This window comes from Limobrevibacterium gyesilva (genome assembly GCF_025989185.1).
Classification (GTDB): Bacteria; Pseudomonadota; Alphaproteobacteria; order Acetobacterales; family Acetobacteraceae; genus Limobrevibacterium; species Limobrevibacterium gyesilva.
On sequence record NZ_JAPDNT010000001.1, the window covers coordinates 167,862 to 185,605 of the forward strand.

At 68.6% G+C, this 17,744-nt stretch carries 12 protein-coding genes; 6 read left to right on the forward strand and 6 right to left on the reverse strand.

Annotated elements, in window-relative coordinates; genetic code table 11:
- Nucleotides 1-116: 116 nt before the first annotated feature.
- Nucleotides 117-1,328 (forward strand): 5-aminolevulinate synthase, encoded by a 1,212-nt coding sequence (hemA, locus tag OL599_RS00840; RefSeq protein ID WP_264711692.1) that lies wholly within the window; start codon nt 117-119, stop codon nt 1,326-1,328.
- A gap of 174 nt (nt 1,329-1,502) precedes the next feature.
- Here hemA and OL599_RS00845 read toward each other — a convergent pair whose 3' ends face one another.
- The 5 genes from OL599_RS00845 to OL599_RS00865 form a co-directional block, all read right to left on the reverse strand.
- Nucleotides 1,503-2,153 carry an HdeD family acid-resistance protein gene (locus OL599_RS00845; RefSeq protein ID WP_264711693.1) on the reverse strand — a complete coding sequence of 217 codons (651 nt, stop codon included), beginning with the start codon at nt 2,151-2,153 and terminating at the stop codon, nt 1,503-1,505.
- A gap of 239 nt (nt 2,154-2,392) precedes the next feature.
- Nucleotides 2,393-4,861 carry an ATP-dependent Clp protease ATP-binding subunit gene (locus OL599_RS00850; RefSeq protein ID WP_283949439.1) on the reverse strand — a complete coding sequence of 823 codons (2,469 nt, stop codon included), beginning with the start codon at nt 4,859-4,861 and terminating at the stop codon, nt 2,393-2,395.
- 627 nt (nt 4,862-5,488) lie between these two features.
- Nucleotides 5,489-7,288 carry a hypothetical protein gene (locus OL599_RS00855; RefSeq protein WP_264711695.1) on the reverse strand — a complete coding sequence of 600 codons (1,800 nt, stop codon included), beginning with the start codon at nt 7,286-7,288 and terminating at the stop codon, nt 5,489-5,491.
- 10 nt (nt 7,289-7,298) lie between these two features.
- Nucleotides 7,299-8,078 (reverse strand): DsbA family protein, encoded by a 780-nt coding sequence (locus tag OL599_RS00860; protein WP_264711696.1) that lies wholly within the window; start codon nt 8,076-8,078, stop codon nt 7,299-7,301.
- Between the two features lie 70 nt (nt 8,079-8,148).
- Nucleotides 8,149-9,534 (reverse strand): M48 family metalloprotease, encoded by a 1,386-nt coding sequence (locus OL599_RS00865; protein WP_264711697.1) that lies wholly within the window; start codon nt 9,532-9,534, stop codon nt 8,149-8,151.
- On the opposite strand from OL599_RS00865, the gene OL599_RS00870 reads away from it, so the two are divergent.
- The 3 genes from OL599_RS00870 to OL599_RS00880 all read left to right on the forward strand — a co-directional run bounded on the left by OL599_RS00870 (nt 9,533) and on the right by OL599_RS00880 (nt 13,150).
- A complete protein-coding gene (locus OL599_RS00870; protein WP_264711698.1) occupies nt 9,533-10,969 on the forward strand; it encodes a gamma-glutamyltransferase in 1,437 nt (478 codons plus the stop codon). The two genes, OL599_RS00865 and OL599_RS00870, sit on opposite strands and share 2 nt — an antisense overlap.
- Nucleotides 10,970-10,985: 16 nt before the next feature.
- Nucleotides 10,986-12,146 (forward strand): pyridoxal phosphate-dependent aminotransferase, encoded by a 1,161-nt coding sequence (locus OL599_RS00875; protein ID WP_264711699.1) that lies wholly within the window; start codon nt 10,986-10,988, stop codon nt 12,144-12,146.
- 362 nt (nt 12,147-12,508) lie between these two features.
- Nucleotides 12,509-13,150: a PEP-CTERM sorting domain-containing protein gene (locus OL599_RS00880; RefSeq protein WP_264711700.1), complete on the forward strand. Its 642-nt coding sequence runs from the start codon at nt 12,509-12,511 to the stop codon at nt 13,148-13,150.
- A 55-nt stretch (nt 13,151-13,205) separates the two neighbouring features.
- Here OL599_RS00880 and OL599_RS00885 read toward each other — a convergent pair whose 3' ends face one another.
- The gene (locus OL599_RS00885) at nt 13,206-14,840 is read right to left on the reverse strand and encodes an electron transfer flavoprotein-ubiquinone oxidoreductase (RefSeq protein ID WP_264711701.1); all 1,635 of its coding nucleotides are present in this window, start codon (nt 14,838-14,840) and stop codon (nt 13,206-13,208) included.
- A 54-nt stretch (nt 14,841-14,894) separates the two neighbouring features.
- Here OL599_RS00885 and OL599_RS00890 point away from each other — a divergent pair, with 54 nt between their 5' ends.
- The gene (locus OL599_RS00890; RefSeq protein ID WP_347403171.1) at nt 14,895-15,752 is read left to right on the forward strand and encodes a uracil-DNA glycosylase; all 858 of its coding nucleotides are present in this window, start codon (nt 14,895-14,897) and stop codon (nt 15,750-15,752) included.
- 221 nt (nt 15,753-15,973) lie between these two features.
- On the forward strand, nt 15,974-17,743 hold the full coding sequence (locus OL599_RS00895; RefSeq protein ID WP_264711702.1) for a lytic transglycosylase domain-containing protein: 1,770 nt from the start codon (nt 15,974-15,976) through the stop codon (nt 17,741-17,743).
- The last annotated feature ends 1 nt before the right edge of the window (nt 17,744 follow it).

Genomic DNA, 17,744 nt, shown 5'->3' on the forward strand with positions numbered 1-17,744 from the left:
TCACGCGGGTGCTCATGGTGTCGCGCGGCTGGTAGAGTCCTTCCCGAGTGATCTGCGTCATTGAACCAGCGGCGTTTTCCGACTGTATTGGGTATATGGTCGCCGGGGGATTAGCCATGCATCCGTTCCGCCTCGCCTGCCGCAATACGCTGTCGGATATCCGCGGCCAGGGCCGCTACCGGACGTTCACGCCGCTGCGCAAGCACGCGGACCGGTTCCCGGTGTTCACCACCGAGCGTGACGGCAAGCCGTGCGACATCACCGTCTGGTCATCGAACGACTATCTCGGCATGGGCGTGCATCCCGCGGTGATCGAGGCCGCGGCGCAGGCCGCCCGTTCCATGGGCGCCGGCGCCGGCGGCACCCGCAATATCGCCGGCACCAGCGACCTCCACGACGCGCTGGAGGCCGAGCTGGCCGATCTGCACGGCAAGCAGGCGGCGCTGCTGTTCACCTCGGGCTATGTCTCCAACCAGGCGACGCTGACGGCCATCCTGCGCAGCCTGCCGGACTGGCACGTGTTCTCGGATGCGAAGAACCACGCCTCCATGATCGTGGGCGTCAAGGGCGCGCCGGCGACGGTGCATATCTTCGCGCACAACGACCTGGCCGACCTGCAGGCGAAGCTGGCAACGGCCCCGGCGGGGGCACCGAAGCTGATCGCCTTCGAGAGCGTCTATTCCATGGACGGCGACATCGCCCCCATCGGTGCGATCTGCGATCTGGCCGAGCGCTACGGCGCCATGACCTATCTGGACGAAGTGCATGCCGTCGGACTGTACGGCCCCACCGGCGGCGGCGTGTCGGAGCGCGACGGCGTGGCGCGCCGGGTGGACATCATCGAGGGCACGCTGGCCAAGGGTTTCGGCTGTCATGGCGGCTACATTGCGGGTGATGTGGAGGTGGTGGACTTCATCCGCTCCACCGCCTCAGGCTTCATCTTCACCACCTCGCTGCCGCCGACCACGGTTGCGGCGGCCCTGGCCAGCCTGCGCCACGTGCGTGGCGATTCCGCCCGCCGGACCGCCCTGTTCGCGCGCACCGAGACGCTGAAGGCCAAGCTCGACCGCGCCGGTATCCGGCGGCTGCCCACTGCCAGCCACATCGTGCCCGTGCATGTCGGCGAGGCCGCGCTGTGCCGCGAGGTCAGCCGGCGGCTGATGGACGAATTCGCCATCTACGCGACCCCGATCAACTACCCGACGGTGCCGGTCGGCCAGGAGCGGCTGCGCCTGACCCCGACACCGCTGCACACGGATGCCATGATGGATGCGCTGGTGGAGGCGCTGCGCAACGTGCTGCCGCGGGATCTGGCGATCGCGGCATAAGGACACGGCCGCGGCGGACCCTGCCCTCGACGTTCGCCGCATTTTGCGGCGGACGCAGGGGTTGGTATCGCGCAAAGCCGGCCTGTTCGCGAGCGGGATGCCACGCGACGTGATCGGCTGGATGGACGCATGGGATCCTTACCCGTTCATCCTGCGGAGCCTGGGCCTCTCGTTTCAGGCGGCATACCCCGCCGTCGGGCTTGACGCGCCATGTTGCGCGCGCAGCCGGAAGGCGAGCACAAGCAGTATGATGCCGAACACGATTGCATAGCCGCCAAGCCACCAGGTGAGCACGATCGCCCCGCTCAGCGGAGCGATAACGAGCACGACCCCCCACAGGATCGAGACGATGCCACCAAGGGCGAGCCACCAGCGCCCATGACTCACATGCAGCCGGAAAGCGGCACCCAGCATCAACCCTCCGGTCAACAACGCCCAGGCAGCCGTCACCAGCACGAAGGCGAGCACCGCGGAGGCGGGGAAGAAAGCGGCAATCAGGCCCACGACGAGATTGAGGATCCCTTCGAGCAGGAGCAGCCCCCAGCGTTCATGGCTGCGTGCCGACCGCACCGCCGCAACGATGCTGAATATGCCGTCGACAAGCAGATACGCCGCGAACAGCAGCGCCAGCGAAAGCATGACGGCGCCCGGCACGAACAAGGCGACAAGGCCAAAGAGAATCGCCACGACACCGCGCAGGGCAATCGCCCACCAGTTGCCCGCCAGTTGGGCACTCATCACGTCGGAACTGGCGGCGTCCGGGCTTGCCTGAGGTGGCGTTGTCGTGCCGCCCGAGGATGTGTCTGAACCCATGTCGTTCTCCACCTTGTTCTGTGCTTAAGGATGCGCGCCGCAGACGCGTTCGGTGAAATGCGTGCTCTCGCGCTCCTCCCTGCACTCGGGCTTCTTCTCGGCGCGGATGGTGAGAACGTCGTCGTCCAATGATGTGTCGATGTCCTTCTCTGCCACATCAGGCAACGAGGCGATGATGCGGCCCCCCCCCCCGCGCGATGTTGTCTCCACGATCGACCAGGGTCATCACCGGGTCTCTCTCGGCCCGGCTGCTACTCGGCCGCGGCCGCGGTTTCCTTTCCGGGCTTGCGCGGCTTCTTGACGGGCGCTGCGGGAGCCTCCGCCTGGCCCGCGGGCTTCGCCTTCGCCTCGAAGGCCACCTTGTGCCGGCTCTCATCCCAGTGCGCCACAACGTGGTCTCCCTCGTGCACCTCGCCGCCGAGCATGGCGCGCGCGAGCTGTGTCTCCAGCTCCGAGCGGATCAGGCGACGCAACTCCCGTGCCCCGTACTCCGGCTGGAAGCCTGCCTCGGCGAAATGCTCCAGCAGGGCGTCGTCGATCTCCAGCACAAGCCCCTGGCCGTGCGCGGTCCGCTTCACGCGTTCAAGCTGCAGCCGAACGATGTTGCGGATCTGCTCGCGGCCAAGCGTGTGGAAGACGATGATGTCGTCGATCCGGTTGATGAATTCCGGCCGGAAATGGCCGCGCAGAACGTCCATCACCTCGCGCTTGAGCTCGGCCTCGTCGGCCTCTCCTTCACGCAACGCGCGTTGGATGATGTGGGACCCCAGGTTACTGGTGGCGATCAGGATGGTGTTGGTGAAGTCCACGACGCGGCCCTTGCCGTCGGTCAGCCGGCCATCATCGAACACCTGCAGCAGGATATTGTAGACATCCGGATGGGCCTTCTCGATCTCGTCGAGCAGCACCACTGAATAGGGGCGGCGGCGCACCCGCTCGGTGAGTTGTCCGCCCTCCTCGTAGCCGACATAGCCCGGCGGGGCGCCGATCAGCCGCGCGACCGCATGGCGCTCCATGTACTCGCTCATGTCGATGCGAATCATCGCTTCTTCGTCGCCGAACACCGTCTCGGCCAGCGCCTTGGCCAGCTCGGTCTTGCCGACGCCGGTCGGACCCAGGAACAGAAAAGTCGCCACCGGCCGGCGTCCCTCGCGCAATCCGGCCCGTGCGAGGCGCACCGCGTCGCTGACCGCGCGGACCGCTTCGTCCTGTCCGACGACGCGCTCGTGCAACCGTTCCTCCAGCTTGGTCAGCCGCTCGCGCTCCTCGGTGGTCAGTTCGGTCACGGGAATCCCCGTGAGCTTGGAGACGATCTGCGCGATGTGCTCGCTCTTGACCTCGGCGCTGGCGGAGCCACGCTCGCGCCGCCAGCGCTCTGTCGCCTCCTGCAGCGCCTTGCTGCGGTCGGCGTGGCGTGCCTGCGCCTCAGCAGCGCGGTCGAACTGCTTGCGCGACGTCGCATAGTCCTGTTCGCGCTTCAGTTGGCGAACCTCCGCCTCCAGCTCCTGCAGCTCGGGCGGCCGGGCGGTGCTGCTGATCTTCACCCGCGCCGCCGCCTGGTCGATCAGGTCGATCGCCTTGTCGGGCAGGAAGCGGCCGGTGACGTAGCGGTCGGAGAGCTCGGCCGCGGCGACGATCGCTTCGTTGGTGATCGTCACCTTGTGGTGCGATTCGAATGTATCGCGCAGGCCGCGGAGGATCATGATCGTCTGCTCAACCGTCGGCTCCGGCACGAAGACAGGCTGGAAGCGCCGCTCCAGCGCCGCGTCCTTCTCGATATGCTTCTGGTATTCGTTCAGCGTGGTGGCGCCGATCAGGTTCAACTCGCCGCGCGCCAGTGCCGGTTTGAAGACGTTGGCGACATCGAGCCCACCCTCTCCGCCGCCCTGGCCGGCTCCGACGATGGTGTGGATCTCATCGATGAACAGCACCAGCTCATCCTGGTGCGCGCTGACTTCCTGCAGGAGTTGTTGGACCCGCTCCTCGAACTCGCCGCGATACTTCGAACCGGCCACCATGGAATTGACGTTCAATTCCACCAGGCGTTTGCCACGCAAGGATTCCGGAACCTCGCCGGCGACGATCCGCTGCGCCAGGCCTTCGACGATCGCCGTCTTGCCCACGCCCGGCTCGCCGATCAGCACGGGGTTGTTCTTCTTGCGCCGCGCCAGCACCTCGATCGTGGTCTCGATCTCGCGGGCGCGCCCGATCACCGGATCGAGCTTCCCGTCACGGGCAAGGGCGGTGAGGTCGCGCGCATATTTGTCGAGGTTTGGCGTGTTGGTCGGGCGTTCGACCCGGCCCTCCTCCGCGCCGCGCCCGACCACCTTGACGATCTGCTGGCGCAGCGCCTGGGGCGTCAGGCCGTAGCGGCGCAGCACCTCGCCGGCGATACCTTCGTCTTCCTCGGCCAGGCCGATCAGCAGGTGCTCGGGTCCGACATAGCTGTGGCCCAACTCGCGCGACGCCGCGATGGCACGCCCCAGAACGTCCTTGAGGCGTGGCGAGACACCGATCTCGCCGCCGCCTTCCTTTTCCTTTGCCCGGTCGCCGCGCGGGCTCTCGCGTTCCAGCTGCGCACGCAGGTCATCGGCTGACAGCTTGAACTGCTCCAGCACGGTACGGACGACATCGCTGCCGGTAAGGGCGTGCAGCAGATGCTCCGTGTCCACCTCGTGCCGGCCGAATTCGGTGGCAGTCTGCGCAGCCTCCTGCAGCAACTGCCTGGCGTGCTCGCTGAGGATGTCCTCCGCGCCGGAGGGTGTGCCCCGGCCGCGCTTCGTCCCGCGTCCGGCGTTGACCGGGATCCGGCGCCCGGCGGGCTCGCCTGTTTCGGACGTGCCCTCATCCCAGAGCGAATCGTCAAAGAACTCGTCGAACGGACTGCTCCGGCCGCCGAACAGGGATTCCAGCGGCGAATTGAATCTTTGCTGTCTGGCGAGACGCCGATAGTCGATTTCGCACAGATCAAGTGTCTGTCTCTTGTCACCCGACACAACGGTCGCACGCACGGTAGCAGGTCGAATGCCGCAGATATCGCACAGCTTCGCCATGACAGCCTCCAGCGCCTCAGCCTCGGAACAGGCTCAAGCATTCGGGCAAGCTTCCGTCAGGAGATCGATCGCTCGTCTTCCAGGGTGCGCGACGAGTCTCTCGCGCGACCATGCGCGCGCTTTACTTGGTCAGGGAAGCTAGGCTTGGCGGTCGATCGAGTCAAGAACCCACCGGGCACGGATTGGTGAAGACGGGGCAATGTAACGAGTGAATATCTATGGACTTTAAGAGATGCTGTTGTTTCTGTATCGAACTTACGACGACAGCCTGCCCCGTGCCGGCAGCCGCCGCGTTCACGGCCGCGTGGATTGGATGATGCGATAGAGCGTGTAGCCCGAACCAGAGTCGCTGGCCACTGGCTGCAGCCAGGACGGCACCTCGTGACGGCCGAGCCGATCCAGCAGCGTGTCGGGCGGCAGGTCGGCGACCAGCATCGAGCGGGCAGCGTGGGGACATGCCAGCACCAAAGTGGCGCGAGTGGCGAGCACGGCATCCGGCGCGGACTCGGACGGCCCAGTGCGCCAAGCCGCGCGCAGGCGCATGAAGCCGCCCACATTGAGATACAGCGACCCGACCGTGTGCACCTCAGTGCGATACAACAACTCCGGCACATCGTTCACGTCCGACAGCACGACCTCCCCAGCGTAGGGCGCGAGCAGCGCTGTCACGTCACGCATCGGGCACTCTGCCGACGCGACAGAGCTGCGCCGCTCCGCCGGCGTCGCGGCGCCGAATAATGCGGGCATGGCATCGGCGCGGGTGGACAGCATGACCACCGCCAGCAACCCGACGCGCACGAGCATCTGCAAGCCGGGCGCCCGATGGGCCAGCCGGCGCGAGCACTCCGTCAGCGCCACCGGCAGGCAGGCGGCGCCCGCCACCGCGCCATAAGTGGTAAAGCGTACATGAAGCAGGCCGAGCACCAGCGCCAGGCCCACGCAGAGGGCGGCGTAGGCCCACAGCCATGAACGCCGGCTGACGGCCAACCACACCAGCAACAGGGCCGCAAACACGCCATCCAGCAGAAACACGATCCCCTGTGAAATCGACGCTACTGGCCGCATCTCCTGTATCTGCGCGAACATCGCGTTGATCTCGGTGGCGTCGTTCAGGCCGCCAGTGCCACGAAGGATCACGGGAAACAGCGCGATCCACAGCAACACTAACCCGACGCCGACAGCACTTCCCAGCAGCGCCCGTGGCAGCGGCGCCAGCGGCGCCCGATCGAGACTCCACAGCCACCAGCCGACGGCGCAGGCGACAGCCGCGAGCACGACAAAGACGACCGACAACCGGGTGATCTCGACCGCGCCATAGCCAGGCAAAGGTGGATCGACCGCAAATGTGCATGCGGTCAGCGCCACGAATACACTTCCCGCTGCCGCGATTCCGCTGCCGATTCCCATGCCACGCGGAGACAGCATCCAGGCCAGGCCAGTCCCACCGAAGGCCATGAGTATCAGAGGCATGGATTCCGGACTGAGCCAGATCCCTGCGCTCGCCCAGGCGCCAAGACCCCAGCCTGCGGCGAGATCGCCCACGGCCAAGCGTCCGGCATAACCAGCCAGCATCACGGCGGCCAGGCCCAGTGGCACGTGGTGATGTGCCACCCCCGGCAACCCATAAGCCACGATGGGCGGAGCCATTGCCGCCAGTACAGGTGCGGTCCAACGCCAGCCTCGATCGGCCAGCGGCGCCATCGCCCAGGCCGCGCCGACCCCCAGCAGCCCGACGCCGATTGGCCCGATCGCGAGTGCCGCACCGTGCAGCGCCGTATCGGGGCCGAGCAACAGTCGCAGCGGCGCGGCCAGCAATAGCAGCATACTGTCGAGGAAATGTGACCAATGCAGCACCGTGCCGCCGCCCGAACCGTCGCGCAGCACGACATGCAATGGCTCGCCGAGCCGTACGATGTCGCGCAACCGGACAAGGCGCATATAGGTGTCAGGGTTCAGCAGGTCGCCCTGCAGCACACCCGGCGCACTGCGAAGACCGGTGGCGACATCAAGCACTGCGGCAATCAGGAAATACACCGCCGCCTCGCGCCCGCTCAGTGCCGGGCGGGCGCCGCCCGCGGCCGTGTCTTGCTGCACGACGTCGGTTTCAGCGCTTGCGGGCCAAGGCCACGGCGTCCTGCAGTTCGGCCAGCTCGACCGCGCCGGGCAGCAACCGCCCCCCGATGACATAGGCCGGCGTACCCTGGATCTGCAGGGCGTGGGCAAGTTGCAGGTTGGCATCGATGCGCGCCTGGATGGCGGGGTCGGCCATGTCGCGCTGCAGCCGGTCCCAGTCGAGCCCGACGCGGATCGCCGCCGCCCGTAGGCTGTCCTGGTCGACGTTGGGCGGCCCGGACATCAACACCTCGAACAGCTTCAGGTAGCCGCCCTGGCGCTGCGCCGCCAACAGCGCTTTCGCGCCCATGACGCTGGCCGGTCCGAGGATGGGGATGTCCTTGTAGACGACGCGGATGTTGCGGTCCTTGCGCAGCAACTCGGCCATCACCGGCTGCATGCGCCGGCAATAGGGGCAGCGGACGTCGAAGAACTCCACCACCGTCACGTCGCCTGCGGGGTTGCCCGCCACCGGATCGCCGGGCGTGCGCGTCAGCGCGTCCGCCATGCTGGAGATGGCGGCCTGGGCCGCGGCCTCCTGCCGGCTCCCCTCATCGGCCTGCAGCGTCTCGATGGCGTCGCGCAGGATCGAGGGGTCGGCCTTCAGGGCGGCACGCAGAATGTCGACGATCTCCTGGCGCTGCTGGGCGGTGAAGCTGCCCGCCGCGGCGCCCTGTGTCGCCGTGCTCTGGGCCGGTGCAGCATGGCCAGGGCGGACCGGGGCGGTCGCCACGAATGCGGCCAGCAGCAGCATGGCCAGGATACGGATCATCGTGCGGGGTGCCTCTTGATAGTGTGGTAACGGGATAGGCCGGAATGACGGAGATTATAAGCGGGATACGTCAGAAGCCTTCACGGTTCTCTTTCTTCACGGCGTTGCTGATATCCGTTGCGCGCAGCCTGGCGGGGCCGGCCGGCAACAACTTCTCGGCCTTCGTCGCCAATGCGCGCGCAGTGCGGATGTCGCCGAGCAGCATCGCCTCCTCGGCCAGCGCCAGGTTGGCCTGGCCCAGATCGCCCACCCGCCCCCAGGCGATGCCCAGGGAACGCCAGGCATCGCTGTCCTCGCGGTCGCGGTCCAGGGCGGACTGCAACTGCTGCACCGCCGGGCGCAGCAGCAGCGGGTCGCCGGACTCGATCATCGCATGCGCCAGCGCCGCCCGGATTTGCGGCTGGTCCGGCGCCAGCCGTGCCGCCTCCCGATACGGGCCCAGGGCCTCTCGCACCCGGCCACCCTCGAACAGCATCTGCCCCTTCAGTTCATGGAGCCAGGGGCTGCCGGCCTGCTCGGCCAGCAGGCCATCGATCAGGGCCAATGCCTCATTGGTGCGGGCCAGGCGGTGCAGCGCGATGGCCCGGGCGTACCGGGCCGGCGCGGACTTGTCCGTCGCCGCCACGGTGCGCAGCGTGACCGAGCTGGGATCAAGGAAGCCGTGCAGCTTGGCCCGGACCATCTGGAACCCCTGCTCGAAGCCAGGCGGCAATTGGTTGTTGCTGTACGGGCTGCGCGCCACGTGCTCCTGCACGAACGCCATCCGCTCGCGTGTCAGCGGATGGGTGAGCAGATACGGGTCCTGCTGCGTGGAGTTCAGCGCCTCCTGGCTCTCCAGACGATTGAACAGGTCGAGCAACCCGCGGGCGGACCATTGGTTCCGGTCCAGGAATGCCATCGCGCCCTGATCGGCCGACTGCTCGATGCCGCGGGTGAACGAGAGGAAGTTGCGCATCGCCATCTGCTGCGCCCCCAGCCCTGCGCCGATGGCACCGCTGTCGCGGGTGACCGCGCCCGCGGCGGCGCCGATCAGCACGGCGACGATCGATTCGATCATGGCCTGGCGCATGGCGTCCGGCAGCCTGGCCAGGTGGCCGCCGGCGATGTGGCCGGTCTCGTGCGCCAGCACGCCCACCATCTCCAGCGCCGACTCAGCCTGCATGATCAGGCCGGTATGGACGAACATGCGGTTGCCGGTGCTGACGAACGAGTTTATGGCGTTGTCCCGGATCAGGATGATCCGGACCAGGTTGGGATCGACCCCGGCCGCGCGGAACAAGGGGTTGGCATACGTGCGCAGCAGCGTCTCGGTCTCGGCGTCGCGGATCAGGATCACACGCGGCCCGCCGCTTCCGGGCGGCGCCTGCGCCGCCGCCGGCCCGGCAGGCAGCAGCCCCGCCAGCACAACCATCGACAACAGCACGGACAGAATGCGGATCAGCAGCCTCGGACGCATGTGCCATAGACTAGCCAATCGCGGCGTCGCCGTCCTGGTTGCGCTCGGCCTCGCAACATCCGGCTGTTCGACCGTCAATTCGGTCTTCGGCCCGCCCGCGAACCCCGAGGGAGCGCCCGGCCATATCAAGGGCTTCCTCGGCGGCGTGGTGGCCGACGAGCCGCAGGCGGTGCTGGCGGCGCGTGAGGTGCTATCGGCCGGCGGCAACGCGGCCGATGCGGCGGTGGCGTTGGGCTTTGCCCTGTCCGTCACCCTGCCCTCCCGCGCCGGGCTCGGCGGCGGCGGCGCCTGCCTCGCCTACAAGGCCGGCAAGGGCGGCTCCGGCGTGCCGGACGCGGTGCTGTTCACGCCGGTGCCGCCGGCCAGCGCGGCCGGGGCGGACCGGCCGGCGGCGGTGCCGATGCTGTCGCGCGGCCTGTTCGCGTTGCATGCCCGCTATGGCCGCCGGCCCTTCGAGTCGCTGATCGTGCCGGCCGAGCGCCTGGCGCGCCTGGGTGTCGTGGCAAGCCGCGCCTTCACCCGCGACCTCGCGCTGGTGGCAGGGCCGCTGAGCGCCGATCCTGGTGCACGCAATGCGTTCTTCCGCGCCGGCCAGCCGATCGGCGAAGGCACCATGCTGGTTCAGCCCGACCTCGGCTCGACCTTGGCGCAGATCCGCGTCGCCGGCGTCGGCGATTTCTACCAGGGCGCGCTGGCGCGGCGGATGGCCGAGGCATCCAGATCCGCCGGCGCCACGCTGACGGCGGAGGATTTCCGCGGTGCCGTGGCGCGTCTGGCGCCACCGTTGATCCTGCCGGTTCGGGGCGGCGATTCCGTGGCCTTCCTGCCGCCGCCCGCCGATGGTGGCCTGGCCGCCGCGGCGGCGTATCAGGTGCTGGTGTCCGACCCGGCGGCGCTGGATCGCGCCAATGCGCGTGCGCTGGCGGTGGCTGCGCGGTCGCGCCAGGGCGGCGCCGATCCCCAGGCGATCCTCGCCGCCAACGACCTGCCGGCTGCGAGCCTGCCGGCGCTGCCGGCGTCCACCACCTTCGCCACGCTGGACCAGGACGGCAACGCCGTCGTCTGCGCCCTGACCATGGGCAACCTGTTCGGCACCGGGCGGATGGCGCCGGACACCGGCATGTTGCTGGCAGCATCACCGAACTGGATTCCGCCGGCGCTGCTGTCCGCGGCGATCCTCTACAACAGCCACATTCGCGCCTTCCATGCCGCAGTCGGCGGGTCGGGCCAGGCCGGCGCGCCGCTGGCGGTGGCCCTCCCCCTGGTGCAGGTGCAGAACGACCGCAGCGCCGTGGCACGACCGGACCCGGCCGCGGTGCCCGATCCCGGCCGGGCCAACATCATCGCCTGCAACGAGTATCTGCCATCCGAGGAAGGATCCTGCGGCTGGGCGACCGATCCGCGTGGCGCGGGTCTCGCCATCGGCAGCAATTGATGGCTGTCAGGAAACCATGGCCCTGAAGACCGGGCGGGGCGCTGCCGCCCCGCCGTTCATCGTGATGGACGTGATCACCGCGGCCAATGTACGACAGGCCGCATTGCCGCCGGGCGCGCCCCACGTCATCCGCATGGAGGTCGGCCAGCCCGGCACCGGCGCACCTGCCGGCGCGGTGGCCGCCGTCCAGGCGGCGCTCGCCGCCGGTGCCCCGATGGGCTACACGGAGACGTTCGGCCGCCGCAGCCTGCGCGAACGCATCGCCCGCCATTACGCCGCGTGGTACGGGCTCGCTCTGCCCATGGACCGCGTGGCTGTGACCGTGGGCGCATCCGGCGCCTTCCCGCTGGCCTTCCTCGCCGCCTTCGACCCCGGCGACCGCGTGGCCATGGCCGCCCCGTTCTATCCACCCTATGTGAACATTCTGACCGCACTGGGAATCGAACCGGTCATCATCGAGGCTGGCGCGGACACGCGCTTCCAGCCGACCGTGGCAATGCTGGAACGGCTGGCGCCGCGCCCCGACGGGCTGATCGTGGCCAGCCCCTGCAACCCCGCCGGCACCATGCTGCACCCGCAGGAGCTGGCGGACATTGCCGCATGGTGCCACCGCAACGGCGTGCGGCTGATCAGCGACGAGATCTATCACGGGCTGAACTACGATTCGCCCCTCGCGACGGCGGCCGCACTCAGCCCGAGCGCCATCGTCGTGAACAGCTTCTCCAAGTATTTCAGCATGACCGGCTGGCGGATCGGCTGGCTCGTGCTGCCGGACGATCTGATCCGCCCGGTCGAGTGCCTGGCGCAGAATCTGTTCATCAGCCCACCGCACATCGCCCAGATCGCCGCCGAGGCCGCGTTCGACTGCACGGACGAGCTGCAGGCCAACGTCGCCCGCTACCGCCGCTCGCGCGACCTGCTGCTGGCGGCCCTCCCCGGCGCCGGCTTCCCGCGGCTGAGCCCGGCCGAGGGCGCGTTCTACCTGTACGCCGACGTCTCCGACCGCAGCAACGACGCCCACGACTTCTGCGCGCGCATGCTGGCCGAAGCCGGCGTGGCGGCGTCTCCGGGCGTGGATTTCGACCGCATGCGGGGCCACCATTTCGTGCGCTTCAGCTATTGCGGGCCCGAGGCGGACATGGCCGAAGCGGCTGCACGCCTCGCGCACTGGCGCTAGTGTCCCGAATCCGAAGTTCGCATAGGTGGCGAATTTCGGGGACAGGACACTAGCCCTTTGTTTTCAGTGGCCTGCTGACCCCTGCGTCCGCCGCAAGATGCGGCGAACTTCGGGGGCAGGACACTAGGAGCAATATCGGTTCGGCGCTTCTCTCGGCGCCGATCATGCTTTCGATGCCAGGGGCGTGCCAAATCCCGATCATGATGTCGGAAATTTTTACAATTCGCGCCGACAGGACCGTCGCACATCCGGGAAGTGCTCGCGATTCCAACAGGCTCTCTGCGAGGCACGATAGTTGCATCGCGTTAAGCAAACGTTATTGCGACGCCAGGGCCGCGCGCAGCGGTCGCGGAGAAGATGAGATGATGCGTATTCGACACCTGTTCCTGGTCATGGCCCTTTCCGCATTTGGCGCGGCATATGCCACGCCGGCGGCGGCCGATACGGCAACATTCGTGCTCACGCAGGACGCCTGCAGCGGCACATGCGGCACCGGCCCGTTCGGCACGATCGTATTGACCGAGGTGAGTCCGTTCCAGGTCGATGTCCTCGTCACCCTGATCCCGACGGCGAAATTCGTTGCGACCGGCGCCGGCGACTCGCTGGCGTTCAATCTGCTGTCCAACCCCGTCGTCACCATCACCAACATCACGCCCGGGTTCGCGAGCGTGGCGTCGCCCAAGGGGATGGGCGGCAGCTACGGCTATGGCGTGGACTGCCAGGTCCCGTCCGGTTGCGGCAGCGGGGCGAGCAACCCCAATCCCGGCCCGCTGGCCTTCAGCGTCATCGCCTCCACGGCGATCCAGATATCGAGCTTCATCGCCAATGGTGCGGGCATCTTCTTCTCCAGCGACATCATCGGCCCCAACGGCAAGACGGGCAATGTCGGCGCCCGCGCCGGCACGGTGACGGTCACGCCGGTGCCGGAGCCGGCCTCGATGGCGCTGATCGCATCGGGGCTCGCCGGCATCGCCCTGGTGCGCCGCCGCCGCGCGCGGACCTGACCGCCGGAAAAAAGGGCACGGACCGGCCGGGCCGCAACGCGGGCCGGCCGACCGGCTACATCCCGCCGGGATAGACCGGCCCGCCGCCGCCTTCCGGGGGCACCCAGTCGATGTTCTGGGTCGGGTCCTTGATGTCGCAGGTCTTGCAGTGCACGCAGTTCTGCGCGTTGATCTGCAAACGCGGATCGCCTTCTTCCGCCCCCACGATCTCGTAGACGCCAGCAGGGCAGTAGCGTGTTTCCGGGCTGCGGTACTTGTTCCAGTTCACCGTGATCGCCAGGTCCGGATCGCGCAAGCGCAGATGCCCCGGCTGGTCTTCCGCGTGGTTGGTGTTGCTGATGAACACCGAGGACAGCCGGTCGAAGGTCAGCTTGCCGTCGGGCTTCGGATACGCGATGCGCGGGACCGCATCCGCCTCCATCAGCGTGGTGTTGTCCGGATGCGCATGGTGCAGCGTCCAGGGCGCCCTGCCGCGGAACACGTAGGTGTCGATGGCGGCGTTGAGCAACCCGCCCCACAGGCCGAACTTCGCGAAGCCGGGACGGATGTTGCGCACGCGATACAGCTCGTCCCACAGCCAGCTCTGGCGCAGCTTCTCGGCATACGCCACGGGCTCGGGCGTGCGGTCGGCGGCCAGCGCCTCGGCCACCGCTTCGGCGGCGAGCATGCCGGACTTCATGGCGGTATGGGTGCCCTTGATCTTCGGCACGTTCAGGAACCCTGCGGTGTCGCCCACCAGGCAGCCGCCCGGGAAGGTCAGCTTCGGCACCGACTGGAAGCCGCCCTCGCTGAGCGCGCGCGCGCCGTAGGCGATGCGCCGTCCGCCTTCGAAATGCTTGCGCATGTCCGGGTGGGTCTTGAGGCGCTGCATCTCCTCGAACGGATTGAGCCAGGGGTTGCGGTAGTCCAGCCCCACCACGAACCCGTAGGAAATCAGATTATCCCCCCAATGATACAGCCACGACCCGCCATAGGTGGCGCTGTCCATCGGCCAGCCGACGGAATGCTCGATCAGGCCGGGCCGGTGGTTCTCCTTCGGGATCTCCCACAGCTCCTTCACGCCGATGCCGTAGGTCTGGGGATCGCAGCCCTGGCGCAACCGGAAGCGTTCGAACAGCGTTTTGGTCAGGCTGCCACGGCAGCCTTCGGCAAAGATGGTGTAGGCGGCGCGGAGCTCCATGCCCGGGGCGTAGTTCGGGCCGGGCTCGCCGTCGCGGTTCACCCCCATGTCGCCGGTGGCCACGCCGATCACGCGGCCGCCCTCCTCCAGCGCTTCAGTGGCGGCGAAGCCGGGGTAGATCTCCACGCCGAGCGCCTCGGCCTGCTGCCCCAGCCAACGGCACACGTCGCCCAGGGAGACGATGTAGTTGCCGTGGTTGTTCATGGTCGGCGGCGTGGGCAGGCGGATCGAGCTGGCTTTCGTCAAATAGAGGAAGCGGTCGTCCCTGGCCTGGGTGGTCAACGGCGCCCCGCGTTCGCGCCAATCCGGCAGCAACTCGTCCAGCGCGCGCGGCTCGACGACCGCGCCGGACAGGATATGAGCCCCGACCTCGGCCCCCTTCTCCACCACGCAGACGGCGGCGTCCGGGGCGAGTTGCTTGAGCCGTATGGCGGCGGCCAGGCCGGACGGGCCGGCTCCCACCACGACCACATCGAAGTCCATATGCTCGCGCGCCACTCTCTCAGCCATGGTCTCTCCCCCGCTGCCGCCCGGCAACCGGGAGGCCATTGCAGGTTAGGGAGTGTGGCGCTGTTGCGCAAAACCGAAGGGCGGGAAACATTGATCGCCATGAATGCGCTGGCGGCCTTGCGGCTGCAAATCGAATGGGGTGTGGACGAAGCGCTGGGCGAGGCGCCCGTGGACCGCCTGTCGGCGCGCGTTACCGCGGCCCCACCGCGGCCGGCGCCGGAAGCATCGCCCCCTCCTGCGCGGCAGCCCGAGGCGATGCCACGGCCGGTGATGCCGGTGGTGCAGACGCCACCCTTGGGCGCCCCCGCCCCGGCACTGCGCGCGCGGGAGATCGCCGCCGCCTGCCGAACGCGCGAGGAGCTGCGGGCGGCACTCGCCGCCTTCGACGGCTGCCCCCTCTCGGCCACCGCCACCAACCTCGTCTTCTCCGATGGCAACCCCGATTCAGGCCTGATGTTCGTGGGCGAGGGCCCGGGCGCGGAGGAAGACCGGGCCGGCAAACCGTTCGTCGGGCCGTCTGGCCAGTTCCTTGACCGGATGCTCGGGAGCATCGGGCTTTATAGGACCGAATTCCTTATCACCAACCTGATTCCATGGCGCCCGCCGGGGAATCGCAATCCTACGGACAACGAGGTGGTGATCTGCCTGCCCTTCCTGCTGCGCCATATCGCGCTGGTGCGCCCCCGGCGGCTGGTGCTGCTGGGCGCTTTGGCCGCCCGGGCCGTCGCTGGAAGCAATACAGGCATTCGCAGAATGCGGGGCAAATGGCTCGAAGTGGCCATACCCGGCCTCGATTCCCCGGTCCCGACCCTGCCGATGCTGCACCCTGCCTATCTGCTGCGAACCCCAGGCGCAAAGCGGGATGCGTGGGCGGATCTGTTGTTGCTGCGGCGCACAATAGACGAGGTGTAGCTGGCGGTTGAGGACGCAAATCCCAATCGGGTGATCTCATTTTTCTGGACTCGTCTCGCCTGCGGGAGTTGCGCCGGCCTGCGCCCCCGTGTAGGGCGTCCGCCATGCGAGGGACCGGTTCTACGCTCTCCCGCCTTTCCGCCGCTCGGGCTCTCATTGCCGGCGCGGCGATGCTGGCAGGTCTGTCGGCCGAAAAGGCGTTTGCGCAACCCCTGGGAGGCTTGCTCCCCAACGGCTCGGACGACTCCGCGCTGGCAATTCCGCGCGTCTCGCCCGGGGCCGGCGGCGGTGTCGCACTGCCGCATCCGCTGCCGCCCAGCGAGGCGGCGCGCATCCGCCGCATCTTCGGCCAGCAGGCTCGCGGCGACATCCCCGCGGCGCTGCGGGAAACGGCCCAGCTCGACACCTCCACGCCACTGGGCCAGGCAATGCTCGGCCATATTTTGGCCGACCGCTATCTCGGCCCCTTCACGCGCCCCGGCGCCGGCGAACTCCAGGCCTGGCTCGCGGGCTGGGCCGACCTGCCCGACGCATCGTCTATCCATTCCCTGCTGCTGGTCCGCCTGCCGCGCGGCGCCACAGCACCGCCCGCGCCGGCGGCACAGGCTCTGGCCAGCAGCGACGCGCGCCCCGCCCCGGTCCCCGAGGAGACCGAGCCCGCCGGTCTGTCGCTCGCGCGCAATGCCACAACCGACCGCGCGGTGCGCGAGGCCGCGCGCTCGCCCCGTCCCTATGCCGCGGCCCGCCTGATCGCCCAGGCCAGCAATCTTGCGCCCGCCTACGCGGCCCTGCTGCGCGGCGAGGCAGGGCAGATCCTGTTCACCCTCAACCGCGACGAGGAAGCCTTCGACACCGCCGCCGCGGGTGTCCGGGCCTGCGGCCGCACCGCGCCCGACGGCTGCCAGGGGGTGGCGCTGCCGGCCTATGTCGCCGGCCTCGCCGCCTGGCGCATGGGCCGGATCGAGCTGGCCCGGCCGATGTTCGAGGCCGCGTGGCGGGCTGAGCTGACCACGCCGGCGCTGAAATCGGCAGCCGCGTTCTGGACCGCCCGCGCCCGTCTTCGCTCCCGCGACCCGGCGGGATACGTGCCGTGGATGCTGCGCGCGAGCACGCAGAAGAACACCTTCTATGGCTTGTTGGCCCGCCGCGCCCTAGGCCTGACCCTTGGCTTCGACATGGGTGACCGCGAAACCCTGGCCGAGGCCGATGTCGAAGCCGTCGCCGCCACGCCCGAAGGGCTGCGCGCCTTCGCGCTGCTGCAGGTCGGCCAGACGGCGCGGGCCGAGGCCGAGCTCCGGCGCCTGTGGCCGGCCGCGCAAGACACGCCGGCACTGGCCCGCGCCATCATGCTGGTGGCCTCGCGGGCGCGGCTGACGGAGCTGGCGGCCCAGCTCGCGGACCGCGTGCAGGCAGCCGACGGCCGGCCGCGCGACGGCACCCGCTTCCCGGTACCGCGGCTGCGCCCGGCCGGCGGCTTCACCATCGATCCCGCCATGGTCTACGCGCTGGCACGCACGGAATCGAATTTCGACCCGGCCATGGTCTCTCCCGCCGGCGCGCGGGGACTCATGCAGATCATGCCGGAGACGGCGCTCTTCATCCTGCAGGCGAACCGCGGCGAGGGACTTCGCAGCGCGCTGCACGATCCGGCGGTCAACCTCGACCTCGGCCAGCGCTATGTCAGCTATCTCGCGACCCACGACGTGGTGAACGGCAACCTGATCCGCCTGCTCGCCAGCTACAATTCCGGGCCCGGTAATTTCTCGCGCTGGGGCCCGACCGTTCGCGACGACGGCGATCCGCTGCTGTTCATCGAGGCGATCCCGATCGACGAGACGCGCGCCTTCGTCCCGCGGGTGCTGACATATACCTGGATCTACGCGGCCCGGATGCATCTGCCCACGCCCAGCCTCGACGAACTCGCCGTCGGCGGCTGGCCGCGCTATCATGATATCAGCGCACAGCAGGAAGCTGCCACGCGCACCAATTGAC